Origin of the sequence: Mesorhizobium sp. CAU 1732 (assembly GCF_039888675.1) — a bacterium.
GTDB lineage: Bacteria > Pseudomonadota > Alphaproteobacteria > Rhizobiales > Rhizobiaceae > Aerobium.
In genome coordinates this window covers 2696163-2712460 of the sequence record NZ_JBDQQR010000001.1, presented here as the reverse complement: position 1 = coordinate 2712460, position 16298 = coordinate 2696163, and the positions used below count along the sequence as shown (strand labels likewise).

Genomic DNA, 16298 nt, shown 5'->3' with positions numbered 1-16298 from the left:
ATAATGATTGGTCGCGCGATGGAGGATTGCCATTCATGCCGACGCTCCTGCTCATTCCGGGCCTCTCATCCACGTCACTGGTGTGGACCCCGCTTGGCGATGCACTCGAGGGGTCGATGCCAGCCATCCACGCGGACGTAACGCGTGACGACACGATCCCCGCGATGGCGGCGCGTCTTCTGTCCGAGCATGATGGCGAGCTGATCGCCGTCGGCCATTCGATGGGTGGTCGCGTCGCCATGGAAATGGCGCGTCAGGCTCCCGCTCGCCTGCGCGGGCTGGTGCTCGCCAACACCGGGCACAACGCCAAACGCGACGGCGAGGAGGTCAAGCGCCAGCAGATGATCGACCTTGGCCATGACGATATCGAGCTTCTTGCCGACACATGGCTGCCCCCCATGCTCGATCCTGCACGGGTCTCCGACCTGGAGTTCGTCGCGGAGCTGAAAGCGATGGTGGTGGAGGTCGGCGCGGACACGCATGAGCGCCAGATCCGCGCCCTGCTCGCCCGGCCCGATGCCAAAACATACCTGCCCGGCATCGCCTGCCCGATCCTGCTGGTCGCCGCCAATCAGGATGGCTGGAGCCCGGTCGCGCAGCACCGCGAGATCGCCGATGCGGCGCCCGACGCCGAACTCGCGATCGTCGATGGCGCCGGTCATTTCGCGCCGATCGAACAGCCGCAGCAGGTCAATGCCGCGATCATCGCGTGGCTCAACCGCAAATTCGGAGGATCTCATGGCTGAGACCAAAGGCAGCATTCCCGACACGCCGCTTTTCGACCGCGCCGGCTCGCTGCGCGGCTATCGTCTCAACAAGATGGCGATGGGTCTGGGACAGGCCGCCAACCGCGACGCCTTCAAGGCCGATGAGGATGCCTATCTCGCGCGCTTCGGCCTGACCGCGGAGGAGTTGACAGCTGTCAAATCACGCGACTGGCACGAGATGGTGCGCCTCGGCGGCAACCTCTTCTTCATCCTGAAGATCGCGGCTGTCGATCCGACCCCGATCACCGAGATCGGCGCGGCGCAGGCCGGCATGTCTCACGACGATTTTGTCTACGAACGCCTTGGGAGAAAGCGCAATGGCTAGGATCATCGGTGGTCTGGGAACCAGCCACGTGCCCTCGATCGGCGCTGCCCTCGACAAGGGGTTGCGCGACAGCGCCGACTGGAAGCCCTTCTTCGACGGCTACGAGGCCGGCAAAGAATGGATGCGGGAGGCGAAGCCCGATATCGCCGTCGTGATCTTCAACGACCACGGCAACACCTTCTTCCTCGACAAGGTTCCGACCTTCGCGGTCGGCGTCGCCGAGACATACGACCCCGTCGACGAGGGCTGGGGCCCGCGCGCGATCCCGTCCTTCGAGGGTGCGGTCGATTTCTCGTGGCACTTCGTCGACACGCTCGTGCAGCGCCATTTCGATCCGCTCGTCTGCCGCGAGATCGAGGTCGATCACGGCCTTCAGGTGCCGATGGAACTGTTCTTCGGCAAGCCGGAGGCCTGGCCGGTCAAGGTGCTGCCGATCTGGGTCAACACGATCCAGTACCCGATCCCCACGCCGCAGCGCTGCTGGGAGATGGGAACGGTGCTGCGCGAGGCGATCGAGAGTTGGCCCGGCGAGGAGCGCGTCGTCATCCTCGGCACCGGCGGCCTGTCGCATCAGCTTCAGGGCGCGCGCGCCGGTTTCATCAACCAGGCCGCCGACCGCGCCTGGCTCGACGGCATCGCCGCCGATCCCGAGCGCTACCGGTCGATGAGCCGCGAGGACTATGTCGAGGAGTTCGGCTCGGAAGGCGCCGAGCTGATCATGTGGCTGGTCATGCGCGCGGCGATGAACCCGAAGGTGAACCTGATCCACAAGCACTATCACGCACCGGCCTCGATGACGGGCGCGGGCATGGTGGTGCTCGAAAACGCCGCCTGAGCCGGCTCGGGAGCCCGCCATGTTCTTCCTGATGCGCTGCCTGCACCATCCCGGCCAGGACGATGCCCGTGACCGGCACCGCCCCGCGCACCGGGCGTGGGTCCAGTCCGGCGGCGACGGCCTTGCCGTCGTCCTGATCGGATCCGCACTTCAGGACGATGCGGGCGCGTCGATCGGGAATTTCGGGATACTGGAAGCGCAGAGCGCCATTGCGGCCCGCGACTTCGCAGAGGGCGATCCGTTCAACCGCGAGGGCATCGTGGCGTCGATCGAGATCACGCCCTTGCCGGACACGTTCCAGGCCAACCGCATCACCGAGCCGATGACGGCGCGGCGCTAGCCTCTTAGCCGCGCGGCGAGGATTTCGGAGACTGTTTCTTCGAGGCCTTCCGCCTCCTGCACACCGGCCTCGCCCATGCGTTCCTGCACGGCTGCGATCTCGCGCGCCAGTCCGCCGGTCAACCCCAGCGCATCGAGCGTCGCCGCGCTCTCGCGCATTTCGGCGGCGCGGCGCTTGCCGTGTCGCGTGGTGCGCTCAAGCTGGTATTCGGCGAATTGCGGCCAGTCGAGACCGGGATAGGACGCCGACAGCGACGCGAGGATTTCGGGAAAGCAGCCGGATGCCTTCGCCGCCAGCAGCGCCTCGACGGTGATCGCCTCCAGTCCCTTCACGAACAGCGAGCGGACCATCTTGATCGCCGTGGCAGCACCCGGCGCATCGCCGGCGATCTCGGCCGAAAAGCCGAGCGCCGACAGTTCGGCAAGCATGCGGGAAGCGATGCCGCCCGCCAGAAGCACCGGCGTCTGGTGCCTGCGCGGATGCACGGGCGCCATCACCGCCATGTCGAGATAGGCAGCGCCGGCGTCCTCGACCGCCGCCGCCGTCTCGCGCTTGCGGTCCGGCGACACGGAGTTGATGTCGATGACCACCTGCCCCTGCCGAAGATGCGGCAGCAGCGGAAGGATCGCGGCAAGGCTCTGGTCCGCCGTCACCGCGCTGAAAATCCAGTCGGCCTCGGCCAAACCAGCGATCGTTTCTGCGATCGCGGCGCCCCGCTTGGACATCGCATCGCGCATCGCCGTGTCGTCGCCATCGAGAAGCCGGTCGTAGGCGACGACCCCGAGACCCGGCCGGGCAAGCCCTTCATGAAAGGCTCTAGCGGCCTCGCCGTAGCCCAGAAATCCGATCTTCATCGCCGCATCGTCCGTTCTATCTGGGAAACACCACCGTCTTGCCGTCGTTGAGCAGCACGCGGTCCTCGAGGTGCCACGCAACGGCGCGCGACAGCACGCGGCGCTCGATGTCGCGGCCCTTGCGCACGAGATTGTCGGGCGTGTCGGCATGCGTCACATGCTCGACGTCCTGCGCGATGATCGGGCCCTCGTCGAGATCGCCGGTCACATAGTGAGCCGTCGCGCCGATCATCTTCACGCCGCGCTCATGCGCCTGATGGTAGGGCTTGGCGCCCTTGAACCCCGGCAGGAACGAGTGGTGGATGTTGATGCAGCGCCCCGACAGATAGGCGGAAAAATCGTCCGACAGCACCTGCATGTAGCGCGCCAGCACGACCAGTTCCGCGCCGGTCTGCTCGATGATCGCCTTGATCTGCGCTTCCTGCTGCGGCTTCGTTTCCTTCGTGATCGGAAGGTGGTGATACTGGATATCGGACGGCAGGATGACGTTCAGCGTGCTCGCCGGATGGTTTGCGACGATGCCGACCACCTCCATGTTCAACTCGCCGATCTGCGTCCGGTAGATCAGGTCTCCGAGGCAGTGGTCGAATTTCGACACCATCAGAAGCACCCGCCGCTTCTGGTCGGCCGGCCGGAACGACACGTCGAGCTCGAAACGGTCGATCTCCGCTTGCAGCGCATCGCGGAAGGCTTCGCCCCCGCTCTCCATTGAGAAGGCGACGCGCATGAAGAAGTTGCCGGTTTCCGCGTCGTCGAACTGATGCGCCTCGGTGATGTCGCCGCCATGGCTTGCGATACGGCTCGAAACCGCCGCGACGATGCCACTGCGGTTCTTGCAGCGAAGTGTGAGAATGTAGTGCGTCATGTGTTTGTCTCGTGCCTGGGGAGGATTGCGGTCAGCCGAATATCACGCCGTCGAATAGCTTACGCGCGGTGCGCAAAACAGCGGCGTTCGCGACAATTCCACCACGCATCGTCGCGATGACGCTCATTTCTCCAGTCGGGTGCTCGATCGACAGCGTTTTTTCGTCCCCCTCGGGAATCGTTGCGATGCGCGCGGCCGGCCCGTCCTTCAGCAGGCAGGCCGTCGCCACGCTGACCGCGCCCAGCACGCCGATCGCGTCGTGGCATGTGTGGGGGATGAAGGTCCGCGTCGAGACCGTCCCGCCGGCCCGCGCGGGCGAGACCATCGTCATCTTCGGCACCGATTTCTGCGCCACGTCACCGAGGTTCATCATCGGCCCGGCCTTGAGGCGGATCGCTTCCAGACGCGCCCGCAACGCCGTGTCGGCTTCCAGTTCCTCGGGCGTCTCGGTACCCTCGATGCCGAGAGCATCTGCCGCCATCACGACACACGGCATGCCGTTGTCGATCAGCGTGCAGTCCACGCCGTCGATCGTGTCCACCTCCCTGCCCGTGGGAAGCAACGCGCCGCAGGACGAGCCCGCCGTGTCCTGAAAGGTGATCGGGATCGGCGCGGACGTGCCGGGCACACCGTCGATGCGCGCCTCGCCGGCATAGGTGACGCGCCCGTCCGGCGTCTCGACGCGGGCGACGGCGATCTGCCCGGTGTTCTCCATGAAGATGCGGATTTCGGTCTGCTCTCCGGCCGCCGCAACGAGGCCGCGCTCGATCGCGAACGGCCCGACGCCCGCGAGGATGTTGCCGCAGTTCTGCGCGTCGGTCACGACCGCCCGATCGACGAAGACCTGCAGGAACAGATAGTCGACATCGGCATCCGGGCGCTGCGACCGCCTGACCACGGCCACCTTGGACGTCAGCGGATCGCCGCCGCCCATCCCGTCGATCTGGCGCGCGTCGGGCGACCCCATCGCGCCGAGCAGGAAGGCATCGCGCGCGGCCACGTCCGCCGGCAAATCCTCGGCCAGGAAATACCCGCCCTTGGACGTGCCGCCGCGCATCCACATGCAGCGGATGCCCGCCTGCGCGGTCTCAGACATATTTGAGGCCCTTCGCCGCCAGTTTCTCGCGCATGCCGTAGAGGTCGAGCCCAAGGTCGCCCTTGGCCATGCGCACGCGCTTCTCCTCTTCGGCCGCAACGCGGGCCTCGGCTTTCGCCGCCACGTCTTCCGCCTCCTCGCGACGCACGACGCAGACGCCGTCATCGTCGGCGACGATCACGTCGCCGGGGTTGACCAGTGCGCCGGCGCAGACGACCGGAACGTTGACCGAGCCCAGCGTTTCCTTGACGGTGCCCTGCGCGGAAATCGCCTTCGACCAGACGGGAAACTGCATCGTGGTCAGGTCCGAGACGTCACGCACGCCCGCATCGATGATCAGGCCACGGCAGCCCCGTGCCTGCGCCGAGGTCGCCAGCAGGTCGCCGAAATAGCCGTCTTCGCAGGGGCTCGTCGGCGCCAGAAGCAGGATGTCGCCGGCCTGAAGCTGTTCGATGGCGACGTGGAGCATCCAGTTGTCGCCGGGCGGCGCCGAGATGGTCACGGCGCTGGCGGCAAGGCGCGCGCCGCGATAGATCGGCCGCATATAGCTCGCGAGCAGACCCTTGCGCCCCTGCGCCTCATGCACCGTGGCAACACCGCAAGCGGCGAGGCGATCGATGACGGACGCTTCGGCCCGCGCGATGTTTTGAACGACAATGCCCATCACAGTTCATCCACGGTTCGCGGGAAGACGGACTGATAGCCTTCCGCATGGGTCGATTTGCGCCCACCCGCCTGGCCGCCGGAATTGCGCATGAAATGGTTGCCCCGGTTTTCGGCGACATTCTTGTAGTACTGCCACAGGTGCTCCTGACCTTCCATGCACTGGATGGCTGCCCACTTCTTGTCCCACACCGGCGAGATGTCGAGGAAGACGTCGGGCTTCCACTCCATCTGCTCGGTCTGGTGCGGCTCGAAGAGGTAGAGCTGCGGCGCGCCGAGGATTTTCTCTCCCGGCTTGTGTCCCCAGGCCTGAGCGATGGCACGGCATTCGAGCGCCCATTCCGACACATACATGTGGTCGGTGTTGTACGGATCGTATTTGGAATGCGTCATCATGAAGGACGGCTGAACGGCACGCATCACGTCGACCAGACGGTCCTTCGCCGCGCGGTCCATCTCCAGCGGATAGTCGCCGAGATCGAAGAACTGGATGTCGTGCACGCCGAGCGCCTTTGCGGCATTCTCGGCTTCGCGGCGACGCTCGGTCTTCACCGTTTCCAGCGTCATGCCCTCATGCTTCCAGAGCTTGGCGCTTTCGCCGCGCTCACCGAACGACAGGCACACCACCGTCACGTCGTAGCCCTTGTCGGCGTGAAGCGCGATCGCGCCGCCGCAGCGCCAGACGAAGTCCGCAGAATGCGCGCTGATCACCAATGCAGTCTTGTTGGTCATGTCAGTTCCCTTCCAAGCGTTTCGGGCCAATATAGGCGCGTCGGGTTGTCGACGAGCAGCTTTTGCATGAGGTCGGGCCGCGGCGCGATGATGCTGAGGAGATCGACCAGCGCGCCGTCGTCGGGCATGTGCTGCTTGATGTTCGGATGCGGCCAGTCGGTGCCCCACAGGACGCGATCGGGGAAGCGCTCGACCAGAAGCGCGCCGTAGGCGGCGGCATCCTCGAAGGGCGGACCCGCGCGCGACAGACGCTCCGAGCCGCAGACCTTCACCCAGAAGCGCTCGTCTTCCATCAGGTCCAGCAGCAGACGGAACGCCGGCTGTTCGATACCGGCCGACGCGTCGATGCGGCCCATGTGATCGATCACCATGGGCAGTTGCAGTTCGCGCAGGAACGGGGCCAGGCCTTCGAGCCGATGCGCGTCGAAATGCACCACCGCGTGCCAGCCCAGCGGGATGATCTTCGCCGTGATCTCGCGGATCGCGTCGAAATCGGCCGGCTGGCCCAGATGGGTGACGAAGTTGAACCGCACGCCGCGAACGCCGCCCTCATGCAGCGCCGCCAGCTCGTCGGCGCCGATATCCCTGTCCACCATCGCGATGCCGCGATAGCGCCCGCCCGACGCGGCGATGGCGTCCATCATCGCGGCATTGTCGGTGCCATGACAGCTCGCCTGCACGAGAATGGATCGCTCGATACCGAGATGCCGATGCAGCGCGAACAGCGTCTCCTTGGGCGCATCCACCGGCGTGTAGGTGCGCTGCGGCGCAAAGGGAAAGCGCGCGGCAGGCCCGAAGACGTGGCAATGCGCATCGCACGCGCCCGCCGGCAGGGCGATATCCGGCTTCTTCGGGTTGGGATGGAACGGCAGCGGCGTGGGCGTCATCGATACTCCTTGGACTTCCATTATGCGTTGCCCGCGGGACGGGCTGCGGCAGCGTCGGGCTGGTAGCCGCTTTTCATCAGCCGCATTGTCATCGCGACCAGGATCGCCAGGCCGCTGACGCGGGCTGCGAGCGTGACGACATCGAACGCATCGACCGGCCTCGGCCACAACACGAGCAGCGAGCCGACGACGAAGGCGGCGCGGTCGAGCCATGTCATCGGCCGGACGAGCCATGCCGCGAACGCCACGGACAATCCCGTCAAGCCGATCGCCGCAAGAGGCACGGCGATCCACACATTCGACAAATCGTCACGGAAGAGCAGGCCCGGCATGGTGACGAACAGGAACGGCACCAGAAGCTTCACGAAGCCGAGCCGGATCGACTCGAATGCGGTCGCGTTCGCATCGGCGCCGGAAATGCTGGCCGCCGCATAGGCCGCGAGCGCCACCGGCGGGGTGATCGCCGAGACGAGGCCGAAATAGAAGATGAACATATGCGCGACGATGGGATCGAGCCCGAGCCTGATCAGCGCCGGCGCGACGAGCACGGCCAGCAGCAGATAGGCCGCCGAGGTCGGCAGGCCGAGACCGAGGACGAAGGCTGCCAGAGCCGTCAGGATCAGCACCAGCCAGAGATTGGTGCCGCCCACCTCGATGATCAGGCCGGAGACCATCAGCCCCATGCCCGTGAGGTTGAGAACGCCGATGACGATGCCGGCGGCGGCCACCGCGGCCACGATCGGCATCGCCGACATCATGGTCGAACGACAGATCGCCAGGAGGTCGATGAGATTGACGCGCGTCTCCTTGCGCCATGGCGACAGCAGTAGAGCGAACACCAGACAGTAGACGGCCGCGCGCGTCGGCGTCATGCCGGAGATCATCAGGCCGATCAGGCCCACGAGCGGAATGAGAAGATAGCCGCGCGTCTTCAGGGCCTGGCCAAGGAAACGCAGGCCGCCCGACGTATCGCGTTCGAGATTGAGCCGGCCGGCTTCGAGCCTGACCGCCACCATCAGGGCAAGCACGTAGAGCAGGCCCGGAACGAGGCCCGCAAGCGCGATCTGCGCATAGGGAACGCCGACGATTTCGGCCATGAGGAAGGCTGCCGCACCCATGATCGGCGGAAGGATCTGGCCGGCGGAGGATGACGCCGCCTCGATCGCACCGGCGGTCTTGGCCGAAAAGCCGGTGCGGCGCATCAGCGGAATGGTGAAGGGGCCGGTGGTCACGACATTGGCGACCGCGCTGCCGTTGATCGTGCCGAGCATGGCGCTGGCGAGCGTCGCCGACAGGCCGGCACCGCCCTGGACGCGGCCTGTCAGTCCGCGCGCGATGTCGACGAAGACCTCGCCGGTTCCCATACGCATCAGCACGGTGCCGAGCAGCGCGAACAGGAAGATGTATTCGACCGCGACGCCCATCGGGACGCCGTAGAAACCCTCGGTCGACAAGAACAGCGTCGATGCGAGCCGCGACAGGTCGTAGCCGCCATGGCCGTATTTGCCGGGGATCAGATAGCCCCAATAGGCATAGCTGAGCGAGATGAGCGACAGCACGAGCAGCGACCAGCCGATCGAGAGGCGGACGAGCAGCAGTACCACCAGCAGTGTCCCGACGAACATGATCTCGTCCATCGAATTCGCCATCGCGCCGCGCATGATGATGTCGAGATAGGACTGGTAGAGATAGGGCCCGGGCAACAGCGCAAAGAGCGCGAACGCATAGAGCACCATGCGCAGCACTGGCGAGCGCATCTTGAGGCCCGCCGCCATGAGGCCGGCTGCGGCGACGGCGGAAAAGAACAGCGACCGCAACAGAAGCGCCGTGATCGCACCGAAGAACGCGCCATAGATGACGAGCCCGTTCGCCACCAGGGCGAGCGCGACATAGAGGATGGATATGAGTGCCGTCTCGCGCGGCCCTGCGCCGTCTTGGGGAAGGCGCAATTCATTCAGGGTTTGCGACATCTGTCCTCGCTTCGCGCGGCTGAAACCGCTGCGGCGTCGTGGGGTGCCGGCGCGCACGGATGCGCGCCGGGATGGAAAGGCAGGAAACTGCGGATCGGCATCGCCATCCCGCAGCTTGTCGATGCTACTGAGCGGCCTCGTCGAAATAGCGCTGAGCGCCCGGATGCAGGGCGATCGGCGTTTCGGTAGCGGTGTCGAGCGAGATCGCACGCGCCTGCGGATGCACTTCGCCCAGCGCGCCGAGATTGTCGAAGAGCGCCTTGGTGATCTGGTAGACGGTTTCCTCGTCAGCGCCCGCGCTGGTGAAGATCGTCGCCGGATCGTTGATGGCAAGCACCGTTTCGTCCTGGCCGGAATAGGTGCCGGGCGCGATTTCATAGAGCTGGTAGAACGGGTATTCGGCGGTCAGCGCGTCGACCTTGTCGGCATCGATCGAGATCAGCCGCATGTTGCGCTGCGCTCCGAGGTCGATCAGGGCTGCGGTGGGCGCGCCCGCCAGCACGACCGTCGCCTCGATCACCCCGTTCATCAACGCGGTCGCGCCCTCCGAATAGGAGAGGAACTGCACGTTGCCTGCATCGAACACGTCGTAGGCTTCCATCAGGCGCTGGACGAGGATCGCGGAGTTCGAGCCGGGGGGCCCGAGATTGATGCGCTTGCCGGCGAGGTCTTCCATCGTCTCGACGCCGGTACCCTCGATCGTCGCGATCTGGAGAACGGCCGGATAGAGATACGCGAGCGCCGCGACGTCGAGCTTTTCCTGGAACGGACCTTCCGCCACGGTCGCTTCGTAGAGCGTCGAGGAGGAGGAGAAGCCGAAAGTCATCTGCCCGGCTGCCACGCGGCGGATGTTCTCCACCGATGCGCCGGTGACTTCGGCCCGTGCGGTCGTGTCCGGCATATGCTGGTTCAGGATGTCCGCCATGCCCGCGCCGATGACGTAGAAGAGGCCGCCGGTGCCGCCCGTGCCGATCGACACGCGCTCCGCTGCATGCGCCGAACTGGTGATGGCAAAGGCTATGCCCATTGCGACGATTGATTTGAAAAGTTTCATTGCCCGTCCTCCCTGGATTGGCATGTTGGTTGAATGGGTTTTCCCATCAGGTGGCGAGCGCAAGGAAGCTTGCGTGGCTCGCTTCGACGATCTGCTCGATCGCACGATCGTGATCGTTGCCGTCCACGCGTCCGTCCGACAGACGGCTCACGCGCTCGGGGTTGATGAGTGCGTAATAGAGCGATCCGAGCAGAAACTGGCTTCGCCAGATCAGGCCGTCGATCGGTGCGCCCGGAACGCATTCGCCGATCGCGTCGATGAAGGCGCGGCTCGTCGTGTCGAAGGCCTGGGCGATGATCGAACGCGCATCCTCGTTGCCCTCGGCCGACAGGATGGCGCGCATGCGGGTGAACTCCGCACCGCCCCCGTCGCCATGGCTGGACGAGGAGAACGCCGGAACGACATAGGCGCGCAGGATCGCACGCAACCTGTCGTGCCTGTCCTGAATGCGCTTGGCTTCGCCAAGAAGCTCCAGACGGCGCGCATTCATCGGCGCGGTCCGGCTTTCGTAGATTTCCCGCAGCAGATTGGCCTTGGAGCCGAAATGATAGGTGAGGCTGCCGACATTGGCATCGGCCGCCTTGGCGATCTCGCGCATGGACACGGCGCTGTAGCCGTTGCGCGAAAACAGCGTCGCCGCAGTATCGATCAATCGCTGTCGCACGTCTCCGCCCACGGTCTCCTCCATATGACCAATCTCCTTGTACGTTTGTACAAATTGCTTGGTCATGTCAACACTCGCTGCTGCGGGGAGTGCGATGGACGACCGCGCGCGGGCACGCGGAAGCGCGCGGGCCATGTCGGGTTTTAACCGAAACACCCCTCCACCACTTCGTGGTCCCCCTCCCCCGTAAACGGAGGAGGATCCAGGTCGAGGATGGCCGCAACGTGGATCCTCCCCCATTTTATGGGGGAGGGGGACCGCCGGAGGCGGTGGAGGGGGTGTTCGCGCAAAGCGATTCCACCTCATCCGGAACCGCGCCCGGGTGATCCGGTCTATCGCTTGATCCGTGGAGCAGACCTCAGGTCTTGGGTTCGACCGGGGGCGTGCCGTGGGTGTGGAAGGTCTCGATGGTCTTGAGCCCCCAGGCCTGCCCCTTCCTGCGATCGGCCTCCGTCCAGGTGACGGTCGGCCAGTCCGGCCTGAGGATCAGCCGCGCGCCGGCATTGGCAAGCTCGACGCGATTGCCGGCAGGCTCCCAGACATAGAGGAAGAAGGTGCCCTGGATCGCATGCTTGTGCGGGCCGGTTTCGATGTGGACGCCGTTTTCCAGAAAGATATCGGCCGCGCGCAGGATGTCCTCGCGCTGGTCGACCGCATAGGTCACGTGGTGAAAGCGCCCGCGCCCGCCGGAGTGATCTTCCGAATAGGCGATGTCGTAGCTCTTGTTGTTGACCGTGAACCAGCAGCCGCCAAGCCTGCCATTGTCGAGCTGGATCTGCTCCGTCACGCGGCTGCCGAGCGCCTTGGTCATGAAGTCGCGGATCGCCGAGACGTCCGCGGCGAGCAGGTTTAGATGGTCGAGCCGGCGCGGTGCCGCGCCACGCCCATGATATCGCTGCGCGATGTTCTTGAGCGCCGGACGCTCGTCCTCGGGCGCTTCATAGACGGCGGTGTCGTAGTAGAGCTCGAAGATGTGGCCGTCCGGATCGGAGAAGCGATAGGCCCGCCCATGGCCGGCATCGCCATCCACCCAGCCGATCCCGCACCCCATGCCCTCGATGACCGCGACGCGCCGTTCGAGCGCCTCCGGCGAACTCGTGCGGTAGGCGACGTGGCCGATGCCGGTGGTGCTGTGGCGCACCAGCTTGAGCGTGTGGAATTCATAATCGTCGAAGGCGCGCAGATAGGCGACGCCGTCCTCGACCAGGCTTGGCGTGAGACCGTAGACGCGGACGAAGAAGTCGAGGCTCTCCTCGAACCGGTCGGTATACAGTTCCACATGCCCGAGATGGGCGACGTCGAAGCAAGGCTCCGTCATCGCGCCGCCCGCCGGCATGGTCCGGTGTCCTGTCGATTCGTCATGGCGCGTCCTCCCTGTTGGCGCAAATCGTAGAAACTCGGCCCGGAACGCGCAAGCGCCCTCCCCGATTTTGGCGGCCTGATCGACGCTCGCCATGTATTCACGAACGAGCGCGACGCATACCGATACACCGAAAAATACAGTCGCAGCGCAACTATCCGGCGAAAATCATGCCTTCTCGATTGACGTCTCGCACATCATGTATACATGATAGCTGCAATACCGGTTTTGGGAAGGATTCCACGATGACGATTCTGGATATCTTCGGTCGCTCCGGGCGCAGATCGGCACAGCCGGTTCCGTCTGTGGTTCCCGGCACGCTGACCCAGGACTGGTCGATCGAGGTGATGCCGCGCACCGCCGCGAAAATCGACGATTTTCGCGCGCTGCTGCCGCAAGGCACGCGTGTCTATATCGCTCATATCGAGGGGACCCCGATCGAGGACATGGTCGCCACCGCGCGACGTCTTCACGAAGAGGGTTTTCCCATCATGCCGCATCTGCCGGCCCGCCTCATCGCCGATGCGGCGATGCTGGAAGACTGGATCTTGCGCTATCGCGGTGAGGCGAACGTCACGCAGGCGCTTCTGCTCGGCGGTGGCGTCTCCTCGCCCGCCGGCGTGTTCGACAGCTCGATCCAGATGATCGAGACGGGCCTATTCGACCGTCACGGTTTCACCCATCTCCACGTCGCCGGCCACCCGGAGGGCAACCGCGACATCGACGCGGATGGCTCATCGACGCAGGTCGATGCGGCACTGATGTGGAAGCAGGATTTCGCCGCGCGCACCGATGCGAAGATCGCCATCGCGACCCAGTTCGCCTTTGACGCGAGTGTGGTGACGGCATGGGCCGAGCGGATACAGGCGGCAGGCGTCACGCTCCCCATCCATGTCGGAATCGCGGGGCCTGCAAAGCTCCAGACGCTGATCAAGTTCGCGCTGGCCTGCGGCGTCGGCCCCTCGGTGAGGGTTCTCCAGAAGCGCGCCATGGATATCACCAAGCTGCTGCTTCCCTATGAGCCGACGGAAATCGTCTCGGAGCTTGCCCGTTACAAGGCTGCCCGCCCCGACAGCCTGATCGAGAACCTGCATCTCTTCCCGCTGGGCGGCATCCGGAATGCCGCCGACTGGATGAACGAGCACAACAGCGTGGAACTCGAAGCCGCGCGCGCCTGATCCTCTCAGACCTTGCCGACGTCGCGATAGCTGTCGTGCAGTGCCCAATCGCCGGGGCTGAACCGGTCGGCCGCGAAATTGTGCTGATGCCAGTAGGGATAGATGTAGGGCGGGCGGCTCACCTGGTTGAGACGGTCTCGCTCTTCGGCTGTCAGCTCCACATCGGCAGCGGCGATGTTGTCGCGGAACTGGTCAGGCGTCAGCCCGCCGGTCACGAGCGTCGCGACACCGGGCCGCGACAGCGTCCATGCGAGCGCGATCTGCGCCGGCGTCAGCGACCGCTCGGCCGCGATTTCGACCAGCACGTCCACGATGTTCCAGAGCCGTTCGCGGTCACGGATCGGCGGCTCGCTCCACCCCGCCGCCTGGCGCGAATCCTCCGGGAACGCATCGCGCCGGAATGCGCCCGACAAGAGGCCTGCCGCCAGCGGCGACCACACCATCACGCCGACGCCCTGGTCGACCGCGATTGGCAAAAGTTCGTATTCCGCCTCGCGCGCTTCCAGCGTGTAGTGGATTTGTTGCGCCACGAAGCGCGGCAGGCGCTCGCGCTCGGAAATGCCCAGCGCCTTCATCAGGTGCCAGCCCGCATAGTTGGAGCATCCGGCATAACGGATCTTGCCTTGCGCCTGCAACGTCTCGAAGGCCGCCAGCGTTTCCTCCAGCGGCGTCAGCCCGTCCCATTCGTGCATCAGATAGATGTCGATATGGTCGGTCCGAAGCCGCTTCAGGCTGCGCTCGCATTCGCGGATGATGTGGAAGCGCGACGCGCCCTCGTCATTCACGCCCCCGCCGATGCGCATGCGTGCCTTGGAGCAGATCAGCACCTCGTCGCGGCGGCCGTCCAGAACCTCGCCCAGGATTTCCTCGGCGAGTCCGGTCGAATACATGTTGGCGGTGTCGAACAGGTTGATGCCGCCCTCGATGCAGGTATCGACCAGCCTGCGCGCCTCGGGCACGCCCTGTTCCGCCACCATGGCGAAATCGCCCCGGCCGCCGAACGAGAACGTGCCCATGGCGATGGCCGAGACTTTCAGGCCCGAGCGGCCAAGCGTGCGATACTGCATGACCGGTTCCTATGCTGATTGGGGAAAGGCCGCTTCGACGATGCGCAGGAAGGCGATCTGACCGGGATCGTCGAGCTGCGCGCTCTTTTCGGCGAACATGCGCGCGCGGCCGAGCTTGCACGGGCGTCCTTTGAAGGCGGTCAGCGTGTCGCGCGCCGCCTGGACGGCCTTGCCGGCCATATCGTCCGCGCTCGCGCCGTCGATCGCCTGTGCGCAGGCATCGAGGCTGTCGAGAACGGATTTCGCGCCGAGCTCGCCCTTGCCACGCGCCATCATCGCATCGCGCGCCGCAGCCACAAGCGCCGGAATGGCGCTCACGTCGAGCGTCTCGCTGCCTTTCGAGCCCTTGGCGGCGGCCATGAAGCCGGTGGCGACCAGCGTGCCGTAGGACGACGACGAAACCCGCTGGAATGCCTTGGCGCACTCCAGAAACGCGAGCCCGACATCCGCCGGCAAATCCGCGGCGGCGGCTTCCGCGAAGCCCTTGGAAACAGTGATGCCGAGATCGCCATCGCCAAGCTGGCCATCGGCCGCGTTCAGTTCGGCGGCTGCGGCGGCGGTGCCCTCCGCGACCCTTTGCAGCGTGGTCTTGAGCGTTGCGCTATCGATCGTCGCCATGGCCAGCCCTCACCCCACGCGCCAATAGGCGCAGGCAGCGGGCGCCTTCAGGTAGCGTTCCAGTTCATCGTCGAGCGCGATGGTCGTGATCGTCGCGCCGGTCATCTCCATGGAGGTGGCGTAGCGGCCGACCAGCGGCATGACGATCTCCGCGCCGATATCAGCGAAGCGCTGCCGCACGCGGCGATACATGATGTAGAGCTCCTCGAGCGGCGTCGCGCCGAGCGAGTTGACCAGAACGGACAGGCGATCGCCCTCGGCGAAGGAATGATCGGCCAGGATGCGGTCGATCATCTCGTCGACGATCTGGTCGGCCGGGCGCAGCGCGTCGCGCCAAATGCCGGGCTCGCCATGGATGCCCATGCCCATTTCCATCTCGTTCTCGCCGAGTTCGAAATTCGCCTTGCCGGCCTGCGGCACGATGCAGGGTGTCAGCGCCATACCGATCGACCGGCAGGCATCCGCGGCCTTCTGCGACACGCGTGTCACCTCGGCGAGGTCGGCCTTGGTGTCCGCGCAGGCGCCGGCGATCTTGAACGCGTAGATCATTCCAGCCACGCCGCGCCGCTTGGCGGCCTCCTCCTTGGGCGCGGACACGATGTCGTCGGCGAGAAGAACGGTCGAGGTGGCGATGTCGTTTTCCATCTCCACCATCTCGCCGGCCATGTCGAAGTTCATGACGTCGCCGCCGTAATTGCCGTAGAGGCGCAGCACGCCCGCGCCGCCGTCGGCGTGGCGGATCGCGCTTGCCATCTGCTCGGCCGAGGGGCTGGCGAAGACGTCGCCGATCGCGCAGGCGTCGAGGAAGCCGGGGCCAACATAACCGGTGAAGACCGGCAGATGGCCCGAGCCGCCGCCGGTGACGATGCCGACCTTGCCCTTGGTCGCGCCTTGCGGCCGCGCGATCACCCGCCGCTCCGGCTGGGCGTAGAATTCAGGATGCGCGGCGGTGAAGCCCTCCAGCATCTCGTCGACATAATCGGCCGGGTCGTTGAGGATTTTCTTCATGGCGATGGGCTCCTT

At 65.5% G+C, this 16298-nt stretch carries 18 protein-coding genes; 5 read left to right on the top strand and 13 right to left on the bottom strand.

Annotated features, from left to right (window positions below):
* Positions 1 to 35: 35 nt before the first annotated feature.
* Genes AAFN55_RS13205 through AAFN55_RS13190 form a run of 4 tightly spaced genes read left to right on the top strand, consistent with a single transcriptional unit; the run spans position 36 to position 2267 of the window.
* Positions 36 to 746: an alpha/beta fold hydrolase gene (locus tag AAFN55_RS13205; protein ID WP_347799296.1), complete on the top strand. Its 711-nt coding sequence runs from the start codon at positions 36 to 38 to the stop codon at positions 744 to 746.
* Positions 739 to 1092, top strand: a complete 354-nt coding sequence (locus AAFN55_RS13200) for an extradiol ring-cleavage dioxygenase (protein ID WP_347799295.1) — start codon at positions 739 to 741, stop codon at positions 1090 to 1092. Before AAFN55_RS13205 ends, AAFN55_RS13200 begins: the two co-directional genes overlap by 8 nt.
* Positions 1085 to 1927: a class III extradiol dioxygenase family protein gene (locus AAFN55_RS13195; protein WP_347799294.1), complete on the top strand. Its 843-nt coding sequence runs from the start codon at positions 1085 to 1087 to the stop codon at positions 1925 to 1927. The genes AAFN55_RS13200 and AAFN55_RS13195 overlap by 8 nt, the downstream gene beginning before the upstream one ends.
* A 19-nt stretch (positions 1928 to 1946) precedes the next feature.
* Positions 1947 to 2267, top strand: a complete 321-nt coding sequence (locus tag AAFN55_RS13190; RefSeq protein WP_347799293.1) for a YciI family protein — start codon at positions 1947 to 1949, stop codon at positions 2265 to 2267.
* Here AAFN55_RS13190 and AAFN55_RS13185 read toward each other — a convergent pair.
* The 10 genes from AAFN55_RS13185 to AAFN55_RS13140 all read right to left on the bottom strand — a co-directional run bounded on the left by AAFN55_RS13185 (position 2264) and on the right by AAFN55_RS13140 (position 12370).
* Positions 2264 to 3121: a DUF1932 domain-containing protein gene (locus AAFN55_RS13185; protein ID WP_347799292.1), complete on the bottom strand. Its 858-nt coding sequence runs from the start codon at positions 3119 to 3121 to the stop codon at positions 2264 to 2266. The two genes, AAFN55_RS13190 and AAFN55_RS13185, sit on opposite strands and share 4 nt — an antisense overlap.
* Before the next feature lie 16 nt (positions 3122 to 3137).
* Positions 3138 to 3986: a formyltetrahydrofolate deformylase gene (gene purU / locus AAFN55_RS13180; RefSeq protein WP_347799291.1), complete on the bottom strand. Its 849-nt coding sequence runs from the start codon at positions 3984 to 3986 to the stop codon at positions 3138 to 3140.
* Positions 3987 to 4017: 31 nt separating this feature from the next.
* Positions 4018 to 5082, bottom strand: a complete 1065-nt coding sequence (locus AAFN55_RS13175) for a 4-oxalomesaconate tautomerase (RefSeq protein ID WP_347799290.1) — start codon at positions 5080 to 5082, stop codon at positions 4018 to 4020.
* Positions 5075 to 5746 carry a 4-carboxy-4-hydroxy-2-oxoadipate aldolase/oxaloacetate decarboxylase gene (gene ligK / locus AAFN55_RS13170; protein ID WP_347799289.1) on the bottom strand — a complete coding sequence of 224 codons (672 nt, stop codon included), beginning with the start codon at positions 5744 to 5746 and terminating at the stop codon, positions 5075 to 5077. Before ligK ends, AAFN55_RS13175 begins: the two co-directional genes overlap by 8 nt.
* Positions 5746 to 6477, bottom strand: a complete 732-nt coding sequence (locus tag AAFN55_RS13165) for a PIG-L deacetylase family protein (protein ID WP_347799288.1) — start codon at positions 6475 to 6477, stop codon at positions 5746 to 5748. The genes ligK and AAFN55_RS13165 overlap by 1 nt, the downstream gene beginning before the upstream one ends.
* Entirely contained in the window at positions 6474 to 7364 is an 891-nt protein-coding gene (locus AAFN55_RS13160; RefSeq protein ID WP_347799287.1) for an amidohydrolase family protein, read from the bottom strand. The genes AAFN55_RS13165 and AAFN55_RS13160 overlap by 4 nt, the downstream gene beginning before the upstream one ends.
* 20 nt (positions 7365 to 7384) lie before the next feature.
* The gene (locus tag AAFN55_RS13155; protein ID WP_347799286.1) at positions 7385 to 9334 is read right to left on the bottom strand and encodes a TRAP transporter fused permease subunit; all 1950 of its coding nucleotides are present in this window, start codon (positions 9332 to 9334) and stop codon (positions 7385 to 7387) included.
* A gap of 124 nt (positions 9335 to 9458) precedes the next feature.
* Positions 9459 to 10388 carry a TAXI family TRAP transporter solute-binding subunit gene (locus tag AAFN55_RS13150; RefSeq protein WP_347799285.1) on the bottom strand — a complete coding sequence of 310 codons (930 nt, stop codon included), beginning with the start codon at positions 10386 to 10388 and terminating at the stop codon, positions 9459 to 9461.
* A 46-nt stretch (positions 10389 to 10434) separates the two neighbouring features.
* Positions 10435 to 11076 carry a TetR/AcrR family transcriptional regulator gene (locus AAFN55_RS13145; protein ID WP_347799284.1) on the bottom strand — a complete coding sequence of 214 codons (642 nt, stop codon included), beginning with the start codon at positions 11074 to 11076 and terminating at the stop codon, positions 10435 to 10437.
* Between the two features lie 334 nt (positions 11077 to 11410).
* On the bottom strand, positions 11411 to 12370 hold the full coding sequence (locus tag AAFN55_RS13140) for a VOC family protein (protein ID WP_347800256.1): 960 nt from the start codon (positions 12368 to 12370) through the stop codon (positions 11411 to 11413).
* Positions 12371 to 12657: 287 nt separating this feature from the next.
* On the opposite strand from AAFN55_RS13140, the gene AAFN55_RS13135 reads away from it, so the two are divergent.
* Positions 12658 to 13590: a methylenetetrahydrofolate reductase gene (locus AAFN55_RS13135; RefSeq protein ID WP_347799283.1), complete on the top strand. Its 933-nt coding sequence runs from the start codon at positions 12658 to 12660 to the stop codon at positions 13588 to 13590.
* A 5-nt stretch (positions 13591 to 13595) separates the two neighbouring features.
* Here the strand turns inward: AAFN55_RS13135 and AAFN55_RS13130 are convergent, their stop codons facing one another.
* Genes AAFN55_RS13130 through AAFN55_RS13120 form a run of 3 tightly spaced genes read right to left on the bottom strand, consistent with a single transcriptional unit; the run spans position 13596 to position 16283 of the window.
* The gene (locus tag AAFN55_RS13130) at positions 13596 to 14657 is read right to left on the bottom strand and encodes an aldo/keto reductase (RefSeq protein WP_347799282.1); all 1062 of its coding nucleotides are present in this window, start codon (positions 14655 to 14657) and stop codon (positions 13596 to 13598) included.
* Between the two features lie 9 nt (positions 14658 to 14666).
* On the bottom strand, positions 14667 to 15275 hold the full coding sequence (locus AAFN55_RS13125) for a DAK2 domain-containing protein (protein WP_347799281.1): 609 nt from the start codon (positions 15273 to 15275) through the stop codon (positions 14667 to 14669).
* 9 nt (positions 15276 to 15284) lie between these two features.
* A complete protein-coding gene (locus AAFN55_RS13120; RefSeq protein ID WP_347799280.1) occupies positions 15285 to 16283 on the bottom strand; it encodes a dihydroxyacetone kinase subunit DhaK in 999 nt (332 codons plus the stop codon).
* Positions 16284 to 16298: the final 15 nt, after the last annotated feature.